Origin of the sequence: Kitasatospora sp. HPM-01-4 (assembly GCF_051374625.1) — a bacterium.
Lineage (GTDB): Bacteria > Actinomycetota > Actinomycetes > Streptomycetales > Streptomycetaceae > Kitasatospora.
Map to the genome: position 1 here is coordinate 6,502,401 of NZ_JBPQGP010000005.1, position 23,085 is coordinate 6,525,485.

25 protein-coding genes and 1 pseudogene are annotated in these 23,085 nt (G+C 72.9%); 14 read left to right on the forward strand and 12 right to left on the reverse strand.

Annotated elements, in window-relative coordinates:
* The first annotated feature begins 110 nt into the window (after window positions 1–110).
* The 5 genes from ACSMTC_RS28355 to ACSMTC_RS28375 all read left to right on the forward strand — a co-directional run bounded on the left by ACSMTC_RS28355 (window position 111) and on the right by ACSMTC_RS28375 (window position 3,716).
* Window positions 111–317, forward strand: a complete 207-nt coding sequence (locus ACSMTC_RS28355; RefSeq protein ID WP_436562548.1) for a cold-shock protein — start codon at window positions 111–113, stop codon at window positions 315–317.
* Between the two features lie 231 nt (window positions 318–548).
* Window positions 549–2,255: a DEAD/DEAH box helicase gene (locus ACSMTC_RS28360; protein ID WP_436562549.1), complete on the forward strand. Its 1,707-nt coding sequence runs from the start codon at window positions 549–551 to the stop codon at window positions 2,253–2,255.
* 150 nt (window positions 2,256–2,405) lie between these two features.
* Complete coding sequence (locus ACSMTC_RS28365; protein WP_436562550.1) at window positions 2,406–2,978, forward strand: hypothetical protein; 573 nt, start codon at window positions 2,406–2,408, stop codon at window positions 2,976–2,978.
* 141 nt (window positions 2,979–3,119) lie between these two features.
* Window positions 3,120–3,395: a hypothetical protein gene (locus tag ACSMTC_RS28370; RefSeq protein ID WP_436562551.1), complete on the forward strand. Its 276-nt coding sequence runs from the start codon at window positions 3,120–3,122 to the stop codon at window positions 3,393–3,395.
* A 9-nt stretch (window positions 3,396–3,404) separates the two neighbouring features.
* Window positions 3,405–3,716, forward strand: a complete 312-nt coding sequence (locus ACSMTC_RS28375; RefSeq protein ID WP_436562552.1) for a hypothetical protein — start codon at window positions 3,405–3,407, stop codon at window positions 3,714–3,716.
* A gap of 39 nt (window positions 3,717–3,755) precedes the next feature.
* On the opposite strand, the gene ACSMTC_RS28380 is transcribed toward ACSMTC_RS28375, so the two are convergent.
* The 12 genes from ACSMTC_RS28380 to ACSMTC_RS28435 all read right to left on the reverse strand — a co-directional run bounded on the left by ACSMTC_RS28380 (window position 3,756) and on the right by ACSMTC_RS28435 (window position 14,368).
* Window positions 3,756–4,295: a hypothetical protein gene (locus ACSMTC_RS28380; RefSeq protein ID WP_436562553.1), complete on the reverse strand. Its 540-nt coding sequence runs from the start codon at window positions 4,293–4,295 to the stop codon at window positions 3,756–3,758.
* A gap of 70 nt (window positions 4,296–4,365) precedes the next feature.
* The gene (locus ACSMTC_RS28385; RefSeq protein ID WP_436562554.1) at window positions 4,366–5,280 is read right to left on the reverse strand and encodes a sirohydrochlorin chelatase; all 915 of its coding nucleotides are present in this window, start codon (window positions 5,278–5,280) and stop codon (window positions 4,366–4,368) included.
* Window positions 5,281–5,342: 62 nt separating this feature from the next.
* Window positions 5,343–6,272, reverse strand: a complete 930-nt coding sequence (locus ACSMTC_RS28390; RefSeq protein WP_436562555.1) for an ABC transporter permease — start codon at window positions 6,270–6,272, stop codon at window positions 5,343–5,345.
* Window positions 6,259–7,059 (reverse strand): ABC transporter ATP-binding protein, encoded by an 801-nt coding sequence (locus tag ACSMTC_RS28395; protein WP_436564837.1) that lies wholly within the window; start codon window positions 7,057–7,059, stop codon window positions 6,259–6,261. The genes ACSMTC_RS28390 and ACSMTC_RS28395 overlap by 14 nt, the downstream gene beginning before the upstream one ends.
* Before the next feature lie 197 nt (window positions 7,060–7,256).
* Window positions 7,257–8,408, reverse strand: coding sequence for an aliphatic sulfonate ABC transporter substrate-binding protein (locus ACSMTC_RS28400; protein WP_436562556.1), 1,152 nt, complete (start codon window positions 8,406–8,408; stop codon window positions 7,257–7,259).
* Window positions 8,409–8,639: 231 nt separating this feature from the next.
* A complete protein-coding gene (locus ACSMTC_RS28405; RefSeq protein WP_436562557.1) occupies window positions 8,640–9,962 on the reverse strand; it encodes a sulfate adenylyltransferase subunit 1 in 1,323 nt (440 codons plus the stop codon).
* Between the two features lie 2 nt (window positions 9,963–9,964).
* Window positions 9,965–10,903: a sulfate adenylyltransferase subunit CysD gene (gene cysD / locus ACSMTC_RS28410; protein ID WP_436562558.1), complete on the reverse strand. Its 939-nt coding sequence runs from the start codon at window positions 10,901–10,903 to the stop codon at window positions 9,965–9,967.
* Window positions 10,900–11,499 carry an adenylyl-sulfate kinase gene (gene cysC / locus ACSMTC_RS28415; RefSeq protein WP_436562559.1) on the reverse strand — a complete coding sequence of 200 codons (600 nt, stop codon included), beginning with the start codon at window positions 11,497–11,499 and terminating at the stop codon, window positions 10,900–10,902. The genes cysD and cysC overlap by 4 nt, the downstream gene beginning before the upstream one ends.
* A gap of 38 nt (window positions 11,500–11,537) precedes the next feature.
* Entirely contained in the window at window positions 11,538–12,230 is a 693-nt protein-coding gene (locus tag ACSMTC_RS28420; RefSeq protein WP_436562560.1) for a phosphoadenylyl-sulfate reductase, read from the reverse strand.
* Window positions 12,220–12,390 (reverse strand): hypothetical protein, encoded by a 171-nt coding sequence (locus ACSMTC_RS28425; RefSeq protein WP_436562561.1) that lies wholly within the window; start codon window positions 12,388–12,390, stop codon window positions 12,220–12,222. The genes ACSMTC_RS28420 and ACSMTC_RS28425 overlap by 11 nt, the downstream gene beginning before the upstream one ends.
* Window positions 12,387–14,111, reverse strand: coding sequence for a nitrite/sulfite reductase (locus tag ACSMTC_RS28430; protein WP_436562562.1), 1,725 nt, complete (start codon window positions 14,109–14,111; stop codon window positions 12,387–12,389). The genes ACSMTC_RS28425 and ACSMTC_RS28430 overlap by 4 nt, the downstream gene beginning before the upstream one ends.
* Window positions 14,112–14,284: 173 nt before the next feature.
* The gene (locus ACSMTC_RS28435) at window positions 14,285–14,368 is read right to left on the reverse strand and encodes a putative leader peptide (RefSeq protein WP_317634116.1); all 84 of its coding nucleotides are present in this window, start codon (window positions 14,366–14,368) and stop codon (window positions 14,285–14,287) included.
* 302 nt (window positions 14,369–14,670) lie between these two features.
* Here ACSMTC_RS28435 and ACSMTC_RS28440 point away from each other — a divergent pair, with 302 nt between their 5' ends.
* The 9 genes and pseudogenes from ACSMTC_RS28440 to ACSMTC_RS28480 all read left to right on the forward strand — a co-directional run bounded on the left by ACSMTC_RS28440 (window position 14,671) and on the right by ACSMTC_RS28480 (window position 23,013).
* On the forward strand, window positions 14,671–15,927 hold the full coding sequence (locus ACSMTC_RS28440; protein WP_436562563.1) for a YihY/virulence factor BrkB family protein: 1,257 nt from the start codon (window positions 14,671–14,673) through the stop codon (window positions 15,925–15,927).
* Between the two features lie 139 nt (window positions 15,928–16,066).
* Complete coding sequence (locus ACSMTC_RS28445) at window positions 16,067–17,533, forward strand: glycosyltransferase family 39 protein (RefSeq protein WP_436562564.1); 1,467 nt, start codon at window positions 16,067–16,069, stop codon at window positions 17,531–17,533.
* A 16-nt stretch (window positions 17,534–17,549) separates the two neighbouring features.
* Window positions 17,550–17,713: pseudogene (locus tag ACSMTC_RS28450) on the forward strand (TetR/AcrR family transcriptional regulator); the annotation flags it as partial.
* Between the two features lie 6 nt (window positions 17,714–17,719).
* Complete coding sequence (locus ACSMTC_RS28455) at window positions 17,720–17,992, forward strand: SDR family oxidoreductase (protein ID WP_436564838.1); 273 nt, start codon at window positions 17,720–17,722, stop codon at window positions 17,990–17,992.
* Window positions 17,993–18,084: 92 nt separating this feature from the next.
* Window positions 18,085–18,993 (forward strand): zinc-binding dehydrogenase, encoded by a 909-nt coding sequence (locus tag ACSMTC_RS28460; protein WP_436562565.1) that lies wholly within the window; start codon window positions 18,085–18,087, stop codon window positions 18,991–18,993.
* A 168-nt stretch (window positions 18,994–19,161) separates the two neighbouring features.
* Window positions 19,162–19,299 (forward strand): hypothetical protein, encoded by a 138-nt coding sequence (locus ACSMTC_RS28465; protein ID WP_436562566.1) that lies wholly within the window; start codon window positions 19,162–19,164, stop codon window positions 19,297–19,299.
* 350 nt (window positions 19,300–19,649) lie between these two features.
* On the forward strand, window positions 19,650–20,741 hold the full coding sequence (gene rsgA / locus ACSMTC_RS28470) for a ribosome small subunit-dependent GTPase A (protein WP_436562567.1): 1,092 nt from the start codon (window positions 19,650–19,652) through the stop codon (window positions 20,739–20,741).
* A 140-nt stretch (window positions 20,742–20,881) separates the two neighbouring features.
* Window positions 20,882–22,513, forward strand: a complete 1,632-nt coding sequence (locus ACSMTC_RS28475) for a DNA-3-methyladenine glycosylase 2 family protein (RefSeq protein WP_436562568.1) — start codon at window positions 20,882–20,884, stop codon at window positions 22,511–22,513.
* Window positions 22,510–23,013: a methylated-DNA--[protein]-cysteine S-methyltransferase gene (locus ACSMTC_RS28480; RefSeq protein ID WP_436562569.1), complete on the forward strand. Its 504-nt coding sequence runs from the start codon at window positions 22,510–22,512 to the stop codon at window positions 23,011–23,013. Before ACSMTC_RS28475 ends, ACSMTC_RS28480 begins: the two co-directional genes overlap by 4 nt.
* Window positions 23,014–23,085 lie beyond the last annotated feature (72 nt).

Sequence of the window (23,085 nt, forward strand, 5' to 3'; positions counted from 1 at the left end):
CCAACCAACAGGCGCATTTGTTTTGTCCGGTGTTTTGTCTCCGGATGGGGATCGCGGCTACCCGGGGCCTGCGAGGTGTGGGTCCCGTGCCCCAGAAAGAGGAGACGGTTATGGCTACCGGCACCGTGAAGTGGTTCAACAGCGAGAAGGGCTTCGGCTTCATCGAGCAGGCCGAGGGCGGCCCGGACGTCTTCGCCCACTACTCGAACATCGTTGCCCAGGGCTTCCGTGAGCTGGTCGAGGGTCAGCAGGTCGAGTTCGACGTGACCCAGGGCCAGAAGGGCCCGCAGGCCGAGAACATCCGCGTCATCGGCTGATCATCGGCTCACGCCGACAGCTATGTCGTGAAGCGAGGGCCCGCACCGCAAGGTGCGGGCCCTCGCCCATGCCGCCGAACGGCCGGGGCGGCGCATCTCCACACCCTGACGGCCGACCTGTCCCTGGCGTCCGCCCGGGGCGATCCCATGGTCCGTTGCCACGGCACCCGCGATCCTCTGCGATCATCACGCGGTACCCGCGGCCATCGGCCGAACAGGACTGGAGAACCCATGACCACCCCTGCCCGCCCGCCGCGCCGCCGCGCCGCCGACCGCACCCACGGCGCCGAGCGCTCCGGAACCGACCGCAGCCGCGCCGCCGACCGCTCCCGCTCCGCCGACCGCTCCCGCGGCTCGTCCGCGCCGCGCCGCGCCCCGCGCGCCCGTACGGCCGCCGCGCCGCAGGCCGCCGAGGACTTCACCGTGGTCGAGGGCACCCCCGCCCGCCCGGCTGCCGAGAGCTTCGCCGAGCTGGAGATGCCCAAGGCGCTGCTCTCCGCGCTCGGCAAGGAGGGCGTCACCGAGCCCTTCCCGATCCAGGCCGCCACCCTGCCCGACTCGCTCGCCGGGCGCGACGTGCTCGGCCGGGGCCGTACCGGCTCCGGCAAGACCCTGGCCTTCGGTCTGCCGCTGCTGGCCCGCACTGCCGGAAAGCGCGCCTCGGCCCGCCGCCCGCTGGCCCTGGTCCTGGTGCCCACCCGCGAGCTGGCCCAGCAGGTCACCGAGGCCCTCACCCCGTACGCGATCGCCGTCAACCTGCGGATCACCACCGTGGTCGGCGGGATGTCGATCAACAAGCAGTCCAACGCGGTGCGGCGCGGCACCGAGGTCCTGGTCGCCACCCCCGGCCGACTGGACGACCTGATCAACCGGCAGGACGTCCAGCTCGACGAGGTCGCCATCACCGTCCTCGACGAGGCCGACCAGATGGCCGACATGGGCTTCCTGCCGCAGGTCACCAAGCTGCTCGAGCAGGTCGCCGAGGGCGGGCAGCGGATGCTGTTCTCCGCCACCCTGGACCGCAACGTCGACCGCCTGGTGCGCCGCTTCCTGACCGACCCGGTCACCCATTCGGTGGATCCCTCGGCCGGCGCGGTGACCACCATGGACCACCACCTGATCCAGCTGGAGCCGGCGGACAAGGCCGAGACCACCGCGCGGATCGCCGCCCGCGAGGGGCGCGTGATCATGTTCGTGCACACCAAGCACGGCGCCGACCGGCTGGCCAAGCAGCTGCGCGCCAACGGTGTGCAGGCCGCCGCGCTGCACGGCGGCAAGTCCCAGCCGCAGCGCAACCGCACCCTGGACCAGTTCCGCGACGGCCAGGTCACCGCGCTGATCGCCACCAACGTCGCGGCCCGGGGCATCCACATCGACGGCCTCGACCTGGTCGTCAACGTCGACCCGCCGATCGACCACAAGGACTACCTGCACCGCGGTGGCCGCACCGCACGGGCCGGCGAGTCCGGCACCGTGGTCACCCTGGTGCTGCCCGAGCAGCGCCGCGAGGTCAACCGCCTGATGTCCACGGCCGGTATCCGGCCCACCATCACCAAGGTCCGCCCGGCCGACGCCGAACTGACCCGGATCACCGGTGCCCGCACCCCCAGCGGCGTCGCCCTCCTTCCGATCGCGGCCCCGGCGCAGGCTCAGCCCGCGCCCGCCGCCCGCTCCGCCGCCTCGGGCACCGAAGCGGCGGCGCCCGCCCGCCGCCGCGCGCCCCGCCGCTCCGGCCTGCCCACCGACGTGGACGTCAACGGCAACGCCAAGCGGCCGCGCCCCAAGCAGCGCCTCGGTGCCGCAGGCTCGGGTGAGGGCGGCGGCCGCCGGATGGCCGCCGGCTTCATCGGCAAGACCTCCGGCCGCGCCAAGCCGGGCTCCGGTTCCAAGAGCGGCTCCAACTACGGCACCGGCCGTCAGCGCCGCAAGTCGGACTGACACGGCGTCAATATCGCCCGGGTGGCCACCGGTTGACCGGTGGCCACCCGAACTTCCCGGTGTCTGGCCTGTGTTGCGGCTCTTCTCCCCGGTGGCTGCGGCGGCCTGCCGGAGCGGTTTCGGCGCGATCTCTTCGACGGATGTGGACGGATGGAACTCGGCGAGCGGATGGCCCGGCAGGAGGGTTGCCTGGACGAGTTGTTGGCGGCCCTCGGGGTCGAGTGGACGGAGCCGGACGACCCCAGGGTGGCCGCGTTCGCCGAGCGGGAGCCGCACTTTCCGCAGTACCACCGGATCGGCCACAAGCGGCAGGCGGCCGTCCAGGAGCTGTCCGGGCGGCGGGCGCCGGTCGAGAGCCACTACGAGCTGGTGGTCCGGGCGTTGGTGAGCGACGACGACCGGAGTTCGCCGCGCCTGCTGGCCGCTGCCCTGATGGCGGCGGTCGGGCGGCGGCGGGTCCAGGAGAGCCTGGTGCGGGCGGTCGAGGACGGCGACCCGTACCAGCAGGTCTGCGCGACGGGTGCCTGGCCCTGGGTGCTCTCACCCCTCGACTACGCGAGCGAGGAGGACTTCCGGGCCGGGCGGCCGACCCCGCGGAGCCTGGCCGCCCGGGAGGCCCTGGCCGACCTGGCCGAGCGCTTCGAGGCGGGCCTGCGTCAGGCGTCGGCGTCCTGCCCTGACACCTGGGCGCGAGAGCAGCTGACGCGGCGTCTGGCCGACTGAGCCTCATCGCGGGCGGCCCGGACGGCCCGGGCCGGAGGGCGTGTTGATCTCCGCGCGCCCGGTGAATGCTCCCGAGCGCCGTCACGCGGAGTGGTGACTCGGACAGGATGAGTGCAATGCATTTGCATCACACTGCTGGTCGTGCATAGTGAGATCTACTGGACCGACCGGTCCGAGGAGCACATCGCCAGGCACGGTGTCACGCCCGTCGAGGTTGAGCAGATCGTCTTCACCCGTCCCCACTGGTTCGCCAGGGGAAGGGAAGGATCCACACTCTGCCTCGGAGTGACGGACGCGGGACGGTTCCTCGTGGCGGTGCTGGTGTCGAGCAATACGCAGGGGTCCAGCTGGTACTGCGTCACCGCGCGGGAGATGACCGTCGCGGAGCGGCGCCTGTTCCTCAAGCGAACGAGCTGAGGTGACGTGATGACGGACAACGGTAACGAGACCGATGCGCTCGCCGAGTACTACGAGACGCATGAGCTGACCGAGGACGAGATCATGGGCGCGGAGCCCGCAGAGGCGCGGCCTGCGGACACGGTGATGATCACCACGTCCCTGCGTCTGCCCAAGCCGGTCATGGACGAGGTGCGGCGGCGTGCCCAGGTGCGGGGGGTGCGGCCCACCTCGATCATGCGGGAGTGGATCGAGGCGGCGATCGCCGATCAGGAGGCGACGGTGCCGCTCAGTGTGATCACCGCGGCCGTGGCCGAGTACCAGCACCGCAAGGCATCCTGAGCCGCCGCACCCGGCCCGGCGGAGCGGGCGGGTTGTGGATCAGGCGGGGGAGGTGCCGCGCCCCGGCTTGGCGAGGACGCTCGACCATACGGAGGCGAGCAGCAGGACGCCCGGTGCGATGCCCGAGACCGCCGCGATGACCGCGGGGGAGAAGCCGGAGGCGGCCAGGGCCAGGCCGACGGCGCCGCAGGCCGACAGTGCGGCGGCGAGCCGGCGCAGGGACGGCATCCGCCAGACGGCCGCGAGGCCGAAGAAGTGCACGCCGACGACCAGGGCGATCCAGCCGACCACCGCGTGCGGGGCGTGCAGCACGGAGTTGATGACGACGAGTCCGGCGGCCAAGGCGATCACCTCGGCGGCCACCACGAGCCAGTAGCCCCGGCCGAAGGTCCGCTGCGGCGTGTCGGCGGTCCGGGGTGCGCGGGCCCTTCGCAGTGCGACGAACAGCCCGAGGAACGCGGCGGCCCCGAGTACTCGCAGGGGGACGCCGACGGCCTGTGGGAGGGCGCCGGCGTTGGCCTGGATGAAGACCAGTCCGAATATGCCGCCGATGAGTGGGCCGGTCTGATTCGATGTCATGACGCCCAGTCTCGACGATCCCGCTTGACGCGCAAGAAACGCCGGTTCGGCGCGGAGGCGGCGCGAGCGCTCAGGCGATCAGCGCGGTGGTCCGGTCGGCGGCCCGGCGCGCCCGGTCGTACCGGTGCAGCAGGAGGCGGGCGAGTTCCGGCGCGGCGCCGAGGACGGGGGCGGTGAGGTCGACTCCGGCGTCGGCGGCGGCCTCGGCGATGCGGTCGGGGAGCAGCCCGGGGGCCAACAGGTAGGGCGCGACGGCGACTTGGGCGGCGCCCGAGGCGCGCAGCGCGGCAACGGCCTCGGGGACGCGCGGGCCGGCGGCCGAGGCGTAGGCGACCTCGACGGCGGCCCAGCCCCGGGTGCGCCGCCAGTCGGCGGCGAGCGCCCGGGTGGCGGCGTCGGCGGCCGGGTCGGAGGAGCCGGCCGCGGCCAGGACCACCCCGGTGCGGGCGCGCACGGCGGCGGAGCGTACGTCGCAACCCGCCTCGGCCAGCCGGCGGTCGAGGGCGGCGAGGAGCAGCGGGGACGGGCCGAGGACCTCGGCCAGCGGCAGGTCGGCGCCTGCCTCGCGCAGGGCGGCCGGGATGTCGCTCTTGGCGTGGAAGGCCCGGTTGAGCAGTAGCGGTACGGCGACTGCGGGGGCGGTGCCCAGCCGGCCGAGCACCTGGGGGATGCGCGGGGCGCAGTGGTCCAGGTAGGCGGTGGCGATCTCCAGTCCGGGGCGCAGCGGGCGCAGCAGCCCGGCGAGGGCGTCCACGGTGGCGGCGTGCCGGGGGTCGCGGCTGCCGTGCGCGATCAGCAGCAGAGCGGGGGCCTGGAGCGCCGTACGGGGAGAGGGGGTTCGCGCTGAGTCCGGGAGCGGGCGGAGGCGGCCGAGCGGGCCTTCGGCGAGCCCGGCCGAGGGGCCGGCCGCTTCCGGGCAGGCCGCCGCCGACCGGCCGGCGGTGCGGCGGGCCGGGGTGGAGGCGGGCGGTCTGCTCGTGGACATGGGCGGCCCTTCGGTGTGATCAGGCGTCGGTGGGGGAGTCCGGCGGCTGCGGCGGGCGGGTGTCAGCGGGTGGTGACCAGCAGGCCCCGGCCGCGCAGCACGCGGCGTTCGATCGGGGAGAAGACCAGCAGGTCGATGGCGATGCCGACGACGAGGATCAGGATGATGCCGAGCAGGACGCCGGGCATGTCGATGTCCTCGCGCCGGTTCTCCAGGTAGCGGCCCAGGCCCAGCCCCAGGTCGGGGGAGGAGGCGATGAGTTCGGCGGCCATCAGGGAGCGCCAGGAGAACGCCCAGCCCTGCTTGAGGCCGGCCAGGTAGCCGGGGAGGGCGGCGGGCAGCAGGACGTGGCGGGCGCCGGCCAGGCCGGTGGCGCCCATGGTGCGGCCGGCCCGCAGGAAGAGCGGGGGGACCTGGTCGACGCCGGAGACCAGGCCGTTGGCTATGGAGGGGACGGCTCCGAGCAGGATCACGGCGTACATCGCGGAGTCGTTGATGCCGAGCCAGATCACGGCGGCGGGCACCCAGGCGACCGAGGGCAGCGACTGGAGGCCGGAGAGGATCGGTCCGAGCGCGGCGCGGACGAACTTCAGCCGGGCGACCAGCAGTCCGATCGGTGTGCCGATCACGACGGCGGCGAGGAAGCCGGAGACGCCGCGCCAGACGCTGGTCCAGATGATCGAGAACAGCGTTCCGGCGTACCAGAGTTCGGTCAGCGAGTGCCAGACCATGGCGGGGCTGGGCAGCTTGTAGGTGTCGGCGAGGTGGAGGCTGAAGGCCAGCTGCCACAGGCCGAGCACCACCACTGTGGCGACCACCGGCGGGAGGACCTTGTCCCGCAGGGTCCGGGCGATCGGGATGCGCTGGACGACCACGCTGTCCAGCGCGTCCAGGCCGGCGCCGAGGTCCTCGGTGCTGACCGGGCCCTTGGCCGGTGCGTCCCCGGCCGGGGAGCCCTCGACCGGCACGGGTGCGGTGTCAGTGCTTGCCATGGCGGCGGATCTCCCCACGCAGTTCTTCGGTGATCTCGACGGACAGGTCCGCGACGCCGGAGTCCTCGATGCGGCGCGGCTGGGGCAGGTCGATCCGCCACTCGCGGCGCAGGCGGCCGGGCCGGGAGGAGAGCAGTACGACGCGCTGGGCGAGCCGGACGGCCTCGCGGACGTTGTGCGTGACGAACAGGACGGTGAGCTGCCGCTCGGCCCAGATCCGGGTGATCTCGTCGTGCAGCACGTCCCGGGTGATGGCGTCCAGGGCCGCGAACGGCTCGTCCATCAGCAGCACCCGGCTGCCCTGGGCGAGCGCGCGGGCCAGTGCCACGCGCTGGCGCATACCGCCGGAGAGTTCGTGCACCCGCTTGCCGTACGAGCCGGCGAGCCGGACCAGTTCGAGCAGGCGCTCGGCCTCCGGGCGGCGTTCGGCGCGCGGTACGCCGGCCAGTCGGAGGGCGAGCTCGATGTTGCGGCCCGCGGTGAGCCAGGGGAAGAGCGCGTGCTCCTGGAACATCAGCGCCGGACGGCCGCCGGGGACCTCGATGGTGCCGGCGGTGGGCCGGTCGAGTCCGGCGACCAGGTTGAGCAGGGTGGACTTGCCGCAGCCCGAGGCGCCGAGCAGGGTCACGAACTCGCCGGGCGCGACGTCGAGCGAGATGTCGTCGAGGACCGGGGCGGCGGTGCCGGGGCGGCCGTAGGTCTTGTGGACGTGCGAGAGCCGGACGGCGGACGCGTCGGCGGCCTCGTCGCCGGTGGCGGCCTTCGAGATGGTCGGAGCCGGGGTCATTCCGGGAGTCTCCTGAAGAGTGGTCATGGGCCGGGTCCCTCCTGTCCGTCGGGGTCGAGGAGGGAGCCCCTCCTGTCCGTCGGGGTCGAGGAGGGCGGCCGGGCGGGAGGCCGGGGCCGGTGCCCGGCCCTGCGCCGTCCGGTGACTTGGCATCGACGGGGACGGAGCGGGGGCGGGCCACGGGGCTGTGCGGGCGGTTACCTGGCGCCGAGTCCGGCGTCCGCGACGGCGGGCCGGCCCTTCTCCTTGAGCACCTTGTTGAGCAGGGTCAGGTCGTAGATCCCGGCCAGATCGGGCTTCTTGAGCAGCCCGGCGGTCACCGCGTGGTCGGCCTCGGCCTGCAGGGTGCCGGCCAGCGGGTCGTCGACGAAGTCGATGTCCTGCCAGGCGGGGTCGAGGACCGCCGCGTCCAGCGAACTGCCGGCGTCTGTCTTGAGCTGGGCGTTGGCGTCGGCCTTGGCCTTGTCCGGGTCGGCCTTGATGTAGGCGTTGGCGTTCACCGAGCCGCGCAGTACGGCCTCCACCACGTCCGGGTGCTCCTTGAGGAACTTCTGCGAGACGATGATGTTGGTGATCACGAACTTGTCGTCGGGCCACAGGGACTTCTCGTTGAGGAGTTCTCTGGCGCCGAGGGTGATCAGCTTGGAGGCGGTCGGCTCGGGTACCCAGGCACCGTCGATGGAACCGGACTTGTACGCGTCCGGGGTGACCTTGTTGTCGGTGCGGACCACCGAGACGTCCCCGCCCCCGGTCTGCGGGTCGACCTTGTAGCCCTTGCCGGCAAGGTAGTTGAGCAGGGCGACGTCCTGGGTGTTGCCGAGCTGCGGGGTGGCGATCCTCTTACCGCCGAGGTCGTCCAGCGACTTGATCCGCTCGGGGTTGACCACCAGCCGGACGCCGCCGGAGGCGGAGCCGCCGATGATCCGCAGCGACTGCCCGTTCGACTTGGTGTAGCCGTTGATCGCGGGGGAGGGGCCGATCCAGCCGATGTCGATGGAGCCCGCGTTCAGCGCCTCGATCTCGGACGGTCCGGCGTTGAAGGTCTGGGTCCTGATCCGGGTGGCGCCCAGCTCCTTCTGGAAGAAGCCGTCCCTGATCCCGACCAGGGCGGTGCCGTGGGTCAGGTTCGGGAAGTAGCCGATCTTCACGGTGTCGGCGGACAGCTTCGTGCCCGAGGCGGTGGCGGCGGCCGGTGCGGCGTTTGCCTGGCTGTCGCGCTGGGAGCCGTAGCCGCAGGCCGAGAGCAGTCCGACGGCGGTCAGGCCCGCCACCGCGGTGGTGACCGACCGTCTGATCCGGCCGGGGCCGGGGTGCTTGCGGGTATGCGGGATCGCCGGGTTGGGTGCCATGGGGGCCGTCCTGTTCACGGAGGTCGAGGTGGAGTGCGGTCGGCATCGGGGTGCCGGGCGGACCGGGCGGACCGGGCGGACCGAGTGGTCGGCGCGGCGACGGCCCGGTGGCAGCGGCTCAGCGCCGCTGCCCGCCCGCACATCGGTTCAGACCGCCCCGGCCGCTGCCGAGGGTCCCTCCGCCGATGCGGCCGCCTTCCTTGTCCATGCCCGAGAAGGCCGAACCTCGCATCAGACCCAGTCCTCCTCGTCGGGGTCCCCCTCGCCGCCCGCGGTGCCGAAGGCCTCGCCCGCCATGCCGGCGGTGAGGGTGGCACCGTCGGCCGGGTCGATCAGGAGGAACGATCCGGTGCGGCGGTTGTCCGAGTAGTCGTCCAGGGCCAGCGGCTCGGCGGTGCGCAGCACCAGGTGGCCGAGGTCGTTGACGGTCAACTCGGTGGCGTCGCCGCGCCGTTCGAGAGTCTCGGTGTCGATCCGGTAGCTGATCTCCTTGACCAGGGCGCGGACCGTACGGGTGGTGTGCTTGAGCAGCACCTTGTCGCCGCCGCGCAGCGGGCGCTCGTTCAGGTGGCAGACGGTGGCCTCGATGTCCCTGGTGGGAACCGGGGCGGGTGCTGCCGCGATCAGGTCGCCGCGGGAGACGTCGATGTCCTCGGCGAGGCGGACGGTGACGGACTGGGGGGCCCAGGCGACGTCGGTCGGGCCGCCGAGGGCGTCGATGCCGGCGACGGTGGTGGTGTGGCCCGAGGGGAGCACGGTGACCGGGTCGCCGACCCGCAGCACTCCGGAGGCCAGCTGGCCCGCGTAGCCGCGGTAGTCGGGGTGCTCCTCGGTCTGCGGGCGGATCACGTACTGGACCGGGAAGCGGGTGGGCTCCCGGCTCGGGTCGCTGCCGACCGGGACGGTCTCCAGGTGCTCCAGCAGGGTCGGGCCGCCGTACCAGTCCATGTGGGCGGAGGGCTCGACCACGTTGTCCCCGGCGAGCGCGGAGATCGGGACGGCGACGACGTCGCGTACGCCGAGCGAGGCGGCGTACACGGTGAACTCCTCGGCGATGGCGGCGAAGACGGGCTCGGCGTAGTCGACCAGGTCCATCTTGTTGACGGCGAGGACGACGTGCGGCACCCGCAGCAGGGCGGCGACGGCGGCGTGCCGGCGGGTCTGCTCGACGACGCCGTTGCGGGCGTCGACCAGGACGACGGCGAGCTCCGCGGTGGAGGCGCCGGTGACCATGTTGCGGGTGTACTGCACATGCCCCGGGGTGTCGGCCAGGATGAACCGCCGCCGGGGGGTGGCGAAGTAGCGGTAGGCCACGTCGATGGTGATGCCCTGCTCGCGCTCGGCGCGCAGGCCGTCGGTGAGCAGCGCGAGGTCGGGAGCGTCCTGCCCGCGGTTGCGGGAGGCGTGCTCGACGGCCTCCAACTGGTCGGCGAGCACGGACTTGGAGTCGTGCAGCAGACGGCCGACCAGGGTGGACTTGCCGTCGTCGACGGATCCGGCGGTGGCGAAGCGCAGCAGGGAGGTGGCGGTCGCCTCCCGGGTGGTGGTGGTCATTTCTAGAAGTACCCCTCGCGCTTGCGGTCTTCCATGGCGGCCTCGGAGAGCTTGTCGTCGGCGCGGGTGGCGCCGCGCTCGGTGAGGCGGCTGGCGGCGATCTCGGCGATGACGTCGGCGATGGTGGCGGCGTCGGAGTCGACGGCGCCGGTGCAGGACATGTCGCCGACCGTGCGGTAGCGGATCAGGCGGCGCTCGGTGCGCTCGTGCTCCTTGGGACCGCCCCAGTCGCCGGCGGTCAGCCACATGCCGTCGCGGGCGAAGACCTCGCGCTCGTGGGCGTAGTAGATCTCGGGGAGTTCGATCCCCTCCCGCTCGATGTACTGCCACACGTCCAGCTCGGTCCAGTTGGAGAGCGGGAAGACGCGGACGTGCTCGCCGGGCGCGTGCCGGCCGTTGTAGAGCGACCACAGTTCGGGGCGCTGGCGGCGCGGGTCCCAGGCGCCGAACTCGTCGCGCAGGCTGAAGACCCGCTCCTTGGCGCGGGCCTTCTCCTCGTCGCGGCGGCCGCCGCCGAAGACCGCGTCGAAGCGGCCCGTCTCGATGGCGTCCAGCAGCGGGACGGTCTGCAGCGGGTTGCGGGTGCCGTCGGGGCGCTCGCGCAGCCGTCCGTCGTCGATGAACTCCTGGACGGAGGCGACGTGCAGCCGCAGGTTGTGCCTGGCGACGGTGCGGTCGCGGTAGGCGATGACCTCGGGGAAGTTGTGCCCGGTGTCCACGTGCAGCAGTGCGAACGGCACCGGCGCCGGGTGGAACGCCTTCAGCGCCAGGTGCAGCATGACGATGGAGTCCTTGCCGCCCGAGAACAGGATCACCGGACGCTCGAACTCGCCCGCCACCTCGCGGAAGACGTGCACCGACTCCGCCTCCAGGGCGTCCAGGTGCGACAGCGCGTACGGGCTCTCGTCGGCCTCGATCGGGCGGTGGGTAGCGGTCGTCATGCCAGGCCCCTCGTGGTCAGGAAGGTGTGCAGCTCGGCGGCCGACTCGGCCACCGTCCGGCCCTGGGTCTCAAGGCGCAGCTCGGGTGCGGTCGGAGCCTCGTACGGGTCGTCCACGCCGGTCAGCCCGGAGATCTCGCCCGCGGCCTGCTTGGCGTACAGGCCCTTGACGTCCCGCTGCGAGCAGACCTCGACCGGGGTGGCGACGTGGATCTCCAGGAAATCGGTGCCGCGCGCGGTGTGGCGCTCGCGCACGGCGGCCCGGGAGTCGGCGTACGGGGCGATCACCGGGGCGAGCACCTTGACGCCGTTGGCGGCCAGCTTCTCGGCGACGAAGCCGATCCGGGTGACGTTGGTGTGCCGGTCCTCGCGGCTGAAGCCCAGCCCGGCGGAGAGGAACTCGCGGATCTCGTCACCGTCGAGGACCTCGACCCGGTGGCCCTCCGCGCGCAGCCGTTCGGCCAGTGCGAACGCGAGGGTGGTCTTGCCCGCACTCGGCAGTCCGGTCAGCCACACGGTGGCGCCGCGCTCGCAGGGGTCGGCCGCGAGGGCCGCCTCCGCGGCGTCCCCGGCGGCCCAGGTGTCGGCTGTGGTCACGGTGGTGTCCCTTGCTGTCTGGGTTGATTGACTGTGTGTCAGTTGTGGATGCCGCACTCGGTCCTGCCCGAGCCCGCCCATCGGCCGGCCCGGCCCGACTCGCCCTCGCCGGGCTTGGCGGTGCAGGAGAGCGGTGAGCACCCGATGGAGGTGTAGCCCTCCCACAGCAGCGGGTTGAGCAGCACCCCGTTGGCGTTGACGTAGTCGTCCACGTCGTCCTGGGTCCAGCGGGCGATCGGCGCGATCTTCACCTTGCGGCGCCTGGCGTCCCAGGCCACCACCGGGGTGTTCGCGCGGGTCGGCGACTCGTCGCGGCGCAGCCCGGTCGCCCAGGCGTCGTACCCGCCCAGGCCCCGGTTGAGCGGCTCGACCTTGCGCAGGGAGCAGCACAGGTCCGGGTCGCGGTCGTGCAGCCGCGGCCCGTACCGGGCGTCCTGCTCGGCCACGGTGAGTTTCGGGGTGAGGGTGACGACGTTGACCGGCATGGTCGCCGCCACCGCGTCCCGGGTGCCGATGGTCTCGGCGAAGTGGTAGCCGGTGTCCAGGAACACCACGTCCACGCCGGGGAACACGGTTGCGGCGAGATGGGCGACGACGGCGTCCGCCATCGAGGAGGTGACGCAGAGCCGGCTGCCGAAGGTGTCGGCGGCCCAGCGCAGGATCTCCTGAGCGGTGGCCTCCTCCAGCTCGCGGCCGGCCCTGGTCGCGAGCTCCTCCAGATCAGTGCTCATGTGCCGTTCCCCCGTTGGCAGTCGACAGCAGTCCCAGGAACTTCAGCTGGAAGGCCCGGCGGCAGGCCGCGCACTCCCAGGAGCCGTGGCCGGCCTCGGAGGGGCGCAGGTCCTCGTCCCCGCAGTACGGGCAGTAGAACGGTGCGGCTCGCTCGCTCATGACAGGGCCTCCTCGTCGGCGCGGGCGGCCCACTGGGCGAACCGCTCGCCCTCGTGGCGCTCGGCCCGGTAGCGGGTCAGCAGCCGCTCGACGTAGTCGGGCAGGCCGGCGCTGGTGACCTTGAGCCCGCGGACCTTGCGGCCGAAGCCGGCCTCGAGGCCCAGTGCGCCGCCGAGGTGCACCTGGTAGCCCTCGACCTGTTCGCCGTTCTCGTCCGTCACCAGCTGGCCCTTGAGGCCGATGTCCGCGACCTGGATCCGGGCGCAGGCGTTCGGGCAGCCGTTGATGTTGATGGTCAGCGGCTCGTCGAACCCGGGCAGGCGCCGCTCCAGTTCGTCGATCAGGGTGCGGCCGCGCTCCTTGGTCTCGACGATCGCGAGCTTGCAGTACTCGATGCCGGTGCAGGCCATGGTGCCGCGGCGGAACGGGGACGGGGCGACCCGCAGGTCCAGTGCCTCCAGGCCCGCCACCAGCGACTCGACGCGGTCCTCGGCGATGTCGAGGATCAGCATCTTCTGCTCGGCGGTGGTGCGCACCCGGTCGGAGCCGTGCTCGGCGGCCAGGTCGGCGATCTGCGAGAGCAGCTTGCCGTTGACCCGGCCGACGCGCGGGGCGAAGCCGACGTAGTACCTTCCGTCCTTCTGCCGGTGCACGCCGACGTGGTCGCGCCAGCGGCCGGCGGGCTCCTCGGGCGCGGGGCCGTCGGTCAGCCGGTGCCCGAGGTACTCGTCCTCCAGCACCTGACGGAACTTCACCGCGCCCCAGTCGGCGACCAGGAACTTCAGCCGGGCACGGTTGCGCAGCCGCCGGTAGCCGTAGTCGCGGAAGATGCCGATCACGCCGCCGAAGACGTCCGGTACCTGCTCCAGCGGTACCCAGGCGCCGAGCCGGACGCCCAGCCTCGGGTTGGTGGACAGGCCGCCGCCGACCCACAGGTCGAAGCCCGGCCCGTGCTCGGGGTGGACCACGCCGACGAAGGCGACGTCGTTGATCTCGTGTGCCACGTCCAGCAGCGGCGAGCCGGAGATCGCGGTCTTGAACTTGCGCGGCAGGTTGGAGTAGTCGGGGTTGCCGATGAAGCGGCGCTGGATCTCCTCGATGGCGGGCGTGCCGTCGATGATCTCGTCCTCGGCGACACCGGCGACCGGCGAGCCGAGGACGGTGCGGGGGGTGTCACCGCAGGCCTCGGTGGTGGACAGGCCGACGGCCTCCAGCTTCCGCCAGATCGCCGGGACGTCCTCGATGCGGATCCAGTGGTACTGGACGTTCTGCCGGTCGGTCAGGTCGGCGGTGCCCCGGGCGTACTCCTCGGAGACCTCGCCGACCGTCCTGAGCTGGGCGGCGGTCAGCCGGCCGCCGTCGATGCGCACCCGCAGCATGAAGTACTCGGCGTCCAGCTCGTGCGGCTCCAGGATGGCCGTCTTGCCGCCGTCGATGCCCTCCTTGCGCTGGGTGTACAGGCCCCACCAGCGCATCCGGCCGCGAAGGTCGGCCGGGTCGATGGAGTCGAACCCCCGGTGCGCGTAGATCGTCTCAATACGTGTCCGTACATTGAGACCGTCGTCGTCCTTCTTGAACTGCTCGTTGGCGTTCAGCGGGGTGAAGTGGCCCATGCCCCACTGGCCCTCGCCACGGTGGCGGGTCACCTTGCGGGCGGCGGCAGGGCGGCGCGCGGGTGCGCCGTCGGCCGCGGGCTCGACCGTCTCGGGAGTGGTGGCCATGGTGTCGTCCTTAGGCAGCAGGCTGGGGGCGGGCTGGCATCCCGACCGCGAAACCGCCACTGACCTGCGGAAACAAGCAGATTCAGGCGGACAGTGACCTCGGCCGGAGGGCGCCGATGCGTCCGCGTCTGCGGGAACGGCAAGGGGTGGCGCCGGGTGCGGGGGGCTGGGGCTCAGGTCACCGGACAGATGGCGCTGGACACGCGAAGGAGATCGACGTGCAGTCGACCTACCAGGGTGGCTCCGGCGCTAGGCATGGCAAGAGATTCGCACGGCGAACGACTCGCGGTCCACTAACATCCGAATAGTGGACCCAGCGGTTTCACTACTTGAGACACAGTGGGTCGGCCGCAGGCCCGGGTCGCCGGGGCGGGTGCCGCTCTGCGCGGACGGCCGGGGCAGCCGTCCGATCACTCCCCTATATATGTCGTACGCGATGCCGTCCGGGGCGTACCCGCACCACCGTCTGACGGCACGGCAGGCAGGCCGGTCGACGGGCCCCGGCGGGTGCGTCGCCGCTCGGACCGGGAGGGGGCGGCGGGCCCGCTACCGTAGGGGCGTGCAACCAGCAGGGGAAACCTCCAGGACGACGCCCGACCGGCCTACGCGACGCCGTGGCAGGCGCCGGCGTGCCCGGGCGGCATGGCGGACCACACTCTGGGCACTGATCAAGGACACCACCAACACCTGCGTCGAGTACCGCGTCACCGGACTCGCCGCGGAGGCCGCGTTCTTCACCCTGCTCTCCATCCCGCCGCTGCTGCTCTGCCTGGCCGGCACCCTCGGCTACCTGGACGAGATCCTCGGCGCCGGCACCATCGACAAGCTCAAGCAGGACATCGTCTCGGCAGCCGGGACGGTGCTCTCACCCAGCTCGATCGACCAGATCGTCCAGCCGCTGCTCACCGGGGTCTTCGACAACGGCCGTCCCGACCTCATCTCGATCGGCTTCCTGTTCTCGCTCTGGTCCGGCTCACGCGCCCTGTACATCTTCATCGACACCATCACCGTGATGTACGGACTCGACGGCAAGCGAGGCATCGTCAAGACCCGGCTGATGTCGCTCGGCCTCTACCTCGGCGCCCTGGTGATCGGCTCGCTGGTACTGCCGCTGCTGGTGGCCGGCCCGGGGCTGGTCGTCTACGAGCTGCCCATGGCGGCGGGCGTGATCAACGCGCTGTACTGGCCCGCCAGTATCCTGCTGCTGGTCGCCTTCCTCACCACGCTCTACCACGTGGCCGTCCCGGTCAGCACCCCCTGGCGCGAGGACATCCCCGGCGCGCTGGTCGCCCTCGGCGTACTGGTGGTCTGCAGCGTGCTGCTCCGGATCTACCTGGTGCACTCGGTCGAGGGCCCCTCGGTGTACGGGTCGCTGGCCGCACCGGTGGCCGTACTGCTGTGGATCGGCGTGGTCGCACTGGCCGTGCTGATCGGCGCCGCGATGAACGCCGCCATAGACCGCAGGTGGCCGACGGTGCAGACCGCCGACGCCCGGGCCGAGAACGAGCGGGCCGACGAGGAGGCCGCGGCGGCGGTGGTCCGGGAGGTCAGCCGGCGCCGGGCGGTGGAACGGGCCCGGCTGGCACGGGAGCTCGGGCTCGCGGAGGGGCACGAGGAGGACCTCGAGGACGAGGAGGAGGACTTCGACGTCCCGTCCGAGTACCCCGAGCGGTGGGCGGAGGTCCTGCCTCCCAAGGACCTGCGCGGCCGGCTGCGGGGCGGCGGCACCCACCGCCGCCAGCCCCCGCCCCCACCCGACTCCGACCGGCCGACCGGCCCGCACCACAACCCCCACCACGGATCCTGGAGCAGATGAGCCGTCAGGAGTGCGCGCCTGAACGGTGCTGCGGTCGGACGGGCCGGCCATGCGGTGCCCAGCCAGGGCGGCCGCTGAGGGTCCCGGGGCGCCGCCGGCCGGTCCGGCGTGGAACGGGTGTTCCGCATACTGGTTGACCGTGACCAACGACAGTTCGCCGTCGCCGACCCGTTCCCGGCCGGTGTGGCTTCCGCCGGCCCTGCTCACCCTGCTGCTCGGACTCTGGGGCATCGAGCGGGGCGGGAGCATCTGGCGCGACGAGGTGGTGAGTTATCAGGTCGCCCACCGCAGCCTGCCGGAGATCTGGCGGCTGCTGCACGGGATCGACGCGGTGCACGGGCTGCACTACCTGATCCTCAACACCGTCTTCCGGTTCTGGGACGGCGGCCTGCCGGCACTCCGCCTGCCCTCGGTGCTCGCCATGGCGCTCGCCGCGGGAGCGCTGGCCGAGACCGGCCGCCGCCTCGCCGGGCGCCGGGCCGGGCTGCTGGCCGGGCTGGTCTTCGCGTTGCTGCCCGCCGTGCAGCAGTACGCGCAGGAGGGCCGCAGTTACGCCTCGGTGTGCGCGGCGGTGGCGGTCGGCAGCCTGCTGCTGGTCCGCGCCTGGCAGCGGCCGGCCATCCGCACCTGGACGGCGTACGGCGCGGTGATGCTGCTCGGAGCGGTGCTGCACGAGTTCGCGGTGCTGGCGGTGGCCGGCCATGCGCTGACGCTCTGCTGGGGCCGGGCCGGACGCCGGGTGTGGGCCGGCTGGGCCGTGGCGACGACGGCGGTACTGGTGGGCCTGCTGCCGCTGGTACTGATCAGCCGGGCGCAGGCGGACCAGGTCGCCTGGATCACGACGCCCGGCTGGTCCGACATCTGGGCCCCGGCCCTGACCAGCGCCGTCGGCGCACTCTGCGCCCGTCTGCGCCCGCCCGCCGTCCCCGGAGCGCCGTGCGGGACGCGGGCGTTGGCGCTGCCGCTGCTGGTACTGCCGCCGGCGGTGCTGATCCTGGTCTCCTACCTCGACCCGCTGTACGTGGACCGCTATGTGGTGTTCAGCTACGCCGGTCTCGCGCTGCTGCTCGGCCTCGCCCTCGACCGGGCCTGGGCCCGGCTGCCGGCCGGGCTGACCGGCTGGTCGGTCGCCGGGCGGCCGGTGGCCGCGGCGCTCGCACTGGCGCTGCTGGTACTGGTGCCGCTGCCCTTCGAACGCGGGCTGCGGACGCCGCAGAGCAGGCCCAACGACGTTGCGGCGGCTGCCCGGGCGGCGCGGGACCTCGGCCGCCCCGGGGACGGCGTGCTCTTCGTCCCCGGTGCCCGCCGGGAGGCCGAGCTCTACGACCCGGCCGCCTTCGCCGGGCTGCACGACCTCGCACTGGTACGGACCGGTGCGGACTCCGGCACCATCAACGGAGTGGAGGCCGAACCCGCGCGGATCCGGGCCGCCGTGGCCGCCCAGCACCGGGTGGTCCTGGTCACCGACCCGCGACCGCGGGCCGCCTCCTCCGCACGAGACCAGGCCAAACTCGCCGTACTCGCCGCCCGGTTCAAGCTCTGCCGCACCCGGGCGGTGCATGGCATCACGGTCGCCCTCTACGCGGTCCGGGGGGACTGCGGCTGACCGAAGACGCTGCGGCTCGATGCAGGATCTGGTGGACCACCTCGGCATCAACCGGGGCAGCAGCTACGCGACCTTCGGGAGCAAGCACCAGCTGTACCTGCAGGCGCTCGACCGCTACCGCGAGTTCAGGGGCGACAGGCCCTGGACCTGCTGAACAGGCCCGGCCCCGGAATGACGGCGTACGCCATGAGCGAGGCCGCCATCAGCGGGCTGACCCAGGGGCCGGCACGCGACCTCGGGCCGCGCGGCATCACGGTCAACCAGGTCGCACCCGGTTCGACCGACACCGGCATGAACCCCGCCGGCGGGCCCAGGGCCGACCACCAGCGCTCGCAGACCGTCTTCAACCGCTACGGGACGGCCGAGGAGGTCGCCCACGCGGTGGCCTACCCGGTCTCGCCCGAGGCGGCCTCCGTGACCGCCGCCACGCTCGCCATCGACGACGGCTCGAACGTCTGACTGGGGGTCAATCTGCTTCGGTGTGCCGGGAATACATCCGGCCGGGCAGTGATTCCACCTCTCCAGTAATCGGAACCGAAGGGGTTCACACCATGCGTGCTCTCGTCATCGACCGCTCCGCTCCGGGCCAGCTCATCCCGGCCGACGTCCCCGATCCGGTGCCGGGTCCCGACGAGGTGCTCGTCCGGATCGCGGCGACCTCGCTGAACTACGGCGAGCTGCCCAAGCCCGGCGACGACCGGCCCGACGGCACCGTCCCCGGCTGGGACGCGTCCGGGGTGGTCGAGCGGGCCGCCGCCTCCGGCCGGGGGCCCAAGCCCGGAGACCGCGTCGTGACCTGGGGCTGGAACGGCGGCTGGGCCGAGCTGCGGGCGGTACACGTGGACGAACTCGCCGTCCTGCCCGACTCGGTGGACTTCGTCCAGGCGGCCGCACTGCCGGTCGCCGGCCTGACCGCGCTGCGCGCGCTGCGCCGGGCCAAGGTCCGGCCCGGCCATCGGGTCGCCGTCACCGGCGCCTCGGGCGGGGTCGGCAGCTTCGCCGTCCAGCTCGCCCACCTGGCGGGCGCCGAGGTCTACGCGCTGGTCGGCAGCCGTGCGCGCGGCGAGGGCCTGGCCGAGCTCGGCGCGGACCACGTCATCACCGGCCCCGAGGAGATCGACAGCCCGGTCGACATCATCCTCGACAACGTCGGCGGCCCGCTGCTCACCGAGCTGCTCGGGCACACCGCCTCCGGCGGAGTCGTGATCTCCATCGGCGCCACCTCCGGCGAGCCGACACCGATCCAGCCCTACCAGCTGGTCGCCGGCCAGTTCACCCTGATCGGCATCCAGGCCGGCGGCGAGACCGGGGCCGACCTCGGCTACCTGGCGGCCCTGGTCGCCGAAGGCCGGCTGCAGGCGCGGGTGGACCAGGTGAGCGACTGGACGACCGCGACCGAGGCCGCAGCCGCGCTGCTGGAGCGCCGGATCCGGGGGAAGGCCGTACTCACCATCGGCTGAACCCTGCTTCACAACCTGATACCTGAACAGAAATCAGCTGTACGCGGACCTGTCGGCGAAATCGTCGCCGACGGGTCCGCGTTTTTCGTCCGCCGGCGAACCGGTCGGTCTTTCCCGGTCGAGTCGTCGCAGGCCGCGCGCCGGCTGCTGCTCTTCACTCCCTCGGGCGTGGACCGCTTCTTCCTGGAGGCCGGACAGCGGGCCGAGCCCGGGACACTGCCGCCCCCAGCGGAGCAGGAGGGCCTGACCCACGTCGCCGCGGTCGGCGAGCGGTACCACCTGTTCCAGGCCGCGGGGGAGAACTGACCCGGCCGAGGCCCGTGACGGCGTCACCGAGCCGTCGTACCAGGGGAGTTACAGCCAGACCGCTGCCCGTGGCCGCACCGGGCCGAAAACCGGTGGCGGCCCGGGACCGCCGTGACTACGGTGACGTCGTCAGGAACGGCCCGTCGGGGGCCGTGCCGTCGGCTGTCGAGATCAAGAGGGAGGTGGCGACCGTGGTGGCTGTCATTGTCCGGCGCGTTGCCCGTGCCAAGAAGACCGGCGTTCCTACCTCCGTGGTCTCCGGCCGACCCGCTCGCACACCCAGGCGCTGACGCTCCGGCGTCGAACCGCGCGCGGCCGGGGCCACCCTTTTCCCTGAAGGGTCACCCCCGTTGAACAACAACTCCTCCAACGCCTCCGCACTGTCCGGCTTCGGCTGGGACGAGGCGTGGGCTGCCGAGTTCACCCCCCTCGCCGAGGCCGGGCTCACCCCCGCACGCGTCGCACGGGTGGACCGAGGCCAGTGTGACGTCGTGCTCGCCGACCCCGCGTCGGGCGAGCCGCGGACCGTACGGGCCGACTCCCGGCCGGTCCTGGACCCCGACCCGGTCAACAACCCGTGCACCGGTGACTGGGTGGCCGTCGACCTGACGGCCGAGCCGATGGCCGTCCTGGCGGCGCTGCTGCCGCGCCGCACCGCGATCGTCCGCAAGGGCGCCGGCGGCCGCTCGGACGGACAGGTGCTGGCGGCCAACACCGACTCCGTACTGATCGCCGTCTCGCTCGCCACCGAACCCGACCTCAGCCGGATCGAGCGCTTCCTGGCCCTGGCCTGGGAGAGCGGGGCGGAGCCACTGGTCGTCCTCACCAAGGCCGACCTGGTAGACGACGCCGAGCACATCAAGGCGGACGTCGAACTGATCGCGCCCGGCGTGACCGTCCTGGCGGTCAGCGCCGAGACCGGTGAGGGGATGGACGTCCTGCGCGCCTGCCTCGGCGCCTCGACGGCGCTGATCGGACAGTCCGGCGCCGGCAAGTCCACCCTGACCAACGCCCTGACCGAGACCGGTGCCATGGCCGTCCAGCACATCAGGGACCGCGACGGCAAGGGCCGCCACACCACCACCACCCGGGAGCTGATCCCGCTGCCCGGTGGCGGCGTGGTCATCGATACCCCCGGACTGCGCGGGGTCGGCCTGTTCGGTGGTGACGGCCTGCGGCAGGCCTTCGGCGAGATCGAGGAACTCGCCGAGGACTGCCGCTTCCACGACTGCGGTCACAACACCGAGCCCGGCTGCGCCGTGCAGGCCGCGCTCGCCGACGGCACGCTGTCGCAGCGCCGCTGGGAGAGCTACCGCAAGCTCCAGCGCGAGAACGAGTGGAACGCCTCCCGGACCGACGCCCGGCTGGCGGCCGCCCGGCTCCAGCGGTTCAAGACCATCGCCAAGACGATGCGCGGGCCGCACAGCCCGACCCGCCGCTGACCTCTGCCGCCGAATTCTGCCGCTGACCTCGGCCGCTGAATTCTGCCGCTGACCTCGGCCGTGCGGCCGCCTCCCGACCGCGGGGCGGCCGCACGGCGTCCGTCCGGCCGCCGACGGCCGTGTCCGATTTCCGCCAGTCGATGCCTCTGTGGTGGCGCAGACTGGACAGCGTGATCGACGACGACACCCGATACCGAGCCGTGGACAGCCGGGACGCCCGCTTCGACGGAGTGTTCTTCACTGCCGTCAGGACCACCGGCATCTACTGCCGGCCGAGCTGCCCCGCGGTGACCCCGAAGCGGGTGAACTGCACCTTCTTCCCCACCGCGGCGGCCGCCCAGGGCGCCGGGTACCGGGCCTGCCGGCGCTGCCGCCCGGACTCCGTACCCGGCTCGCCCGAGTGGAACCACCGGGCCGACCTGGTCGGCCGGGCGATGCGGCTGATCGGTGACGGCGTGGTGGACCGTGAAGGCGTCGCCGGACTCGCCGACCGCCTCGGCTACAGCGCACGCCAGCTGCAGCGCCAGCTGACCACCGAACTCGGAGCCGGGCCGCTCGCGCTCGCCAGGGCACAGCGCGCCCAGACCGCCCGCCTGCTGCTCCAGACCACCGAACTGCCGGTCACCGAGATCGCGTTCGCGGCGGGCTTCGCCTCGGTCCGGCAGTTCAACGAGACCATCCGCGAGGTCTACGACCGCACCCCGAGCGGTCTGCGCGCCGAGATGGCGACCGGCCACCGGGGTGCCGCGCGGCCTGGCACGATCAGTCTTCGCCTCGCCTACCGGGGAGCCCTGGACAGCGAACACCTGATGGACTTCCTCACCCTGCGTGCAGTCCCCGGCGTGGAGGAGATCGTCCCCAGCACGCAGGCCGGTACGCGGACCGGTGTGAGCTCCAGTGCACCCAACGGCGTGCGCACCTACCGGCGCACCCTCGCGCTGCCGTACGGCCACGCCGTCGCGGAGGTGGACGAACTCGGCCCGGACACCGACTGGCGCCGGGGCTGGCTCGACTGCCGCCTGCGCCTGACCGACCTGCGCGACCTCACCACCGCCGTGTACCGTCTGCGGGCGCTCTTCGACCTGGACGCCGACCCGGACGCCGTGGACGCCCGGCTCGGCGCCGACCCGGTGCTCGGCGGTCTGGTCCGGGCCCGCCCGGGGCTCCGCTCGCTCGGCCATGTGGACCCGCACGAGCTGGCGGTCCGGGCGGTGCTCGGCCAGCAGATCTCCGTCGCCGCCGCGCGTACGCTGGCCGGGCGGCTCGCCGACAAGTACGGTGTGCCGCTGGCTGAGCCGGACGGCGGGCTTCGGGTGCTCTTCCCGGACACCGCCGCCCTGGCCGGGGCGGAACCGGGCGACCTGCCCATGCCGCAGTCCCGCCGCCGGGCCCTCACCGGTCTGTGCACCGCACTGGCCGACGGCACGCTACGGCTGGACGCCGGCGTCGACCGCGAGCAGGCGGCCGCCACGCTGCTGGACCTCCCCGGGATCGGCCCGTGGACCGTCGGCTACGTGCGGATGCGTGCCCTCGCCGACCCGGACGTCTTCCTGCCCACGGACGCCGGGGTCAGACACGGGCTGCTCCGCCTCGGGCAGGCGGGCGATCCCAAGGCGGCCGACGCGGCCGCGCGGGTCTGGGCGCCGTGGCGCTCGTACGCCATCCACCGGCTGTGGTCCACCGCTTCGCCGGAAGCGGTGGCGGCGGCCGGGACCGTGGACCGGGCGATCCCGGGCAGTGCTTCGAACAGTGTGAAGGGTGAACAGGCATGACAACGGTGTTCACGACCATGGAGAGCCCGCTGGGCGTGCTGCTGCTGAGCGGCGTCCTGGACGGCGACGGGCCGGCCGCGCTGAGCGCGGTGACCGCCCCCGGCCAGAAGGGGGCACTTGCCGAGCCAGCCCCGGACTGGGAGCCGGACGCGCCGGCGCTGGCCCCGGCCGTGGAGCAGCTGGGCGCCTATTTCGCCGGTGAGCTCAGTGTCTTCGACCTGCCGCTGGCGCCGGTCGGTACGGAGTTCCGGCAGCGGATCTGGCGTGCCCTGGACGACATCCCGTACGGCACCACCGTCACCTACGGCGAGCTGGGGGAGGCCGCCGGTCAGTCGCCGCGCGCGGTCCGGGCGGTCGGCGGGGCGGTGGGGGCCAACCCGCTGCTCGTGGTCCGGCCCTGTCACCGGGTGGTGGGCGCCAACGGCTCGCTCACCGGTTTCGCCGCCGGCGTCGAACGCAAGCGCTGGCTGCTGGAGCTCGAACGCGGCACCCTCTTCTGAGAGCCGGGTGCCCACCGGGGGCCGTGTTCTCACGGGGGAGCGCGGGGGCCGTGCGACCGGGCGTCGACCCGG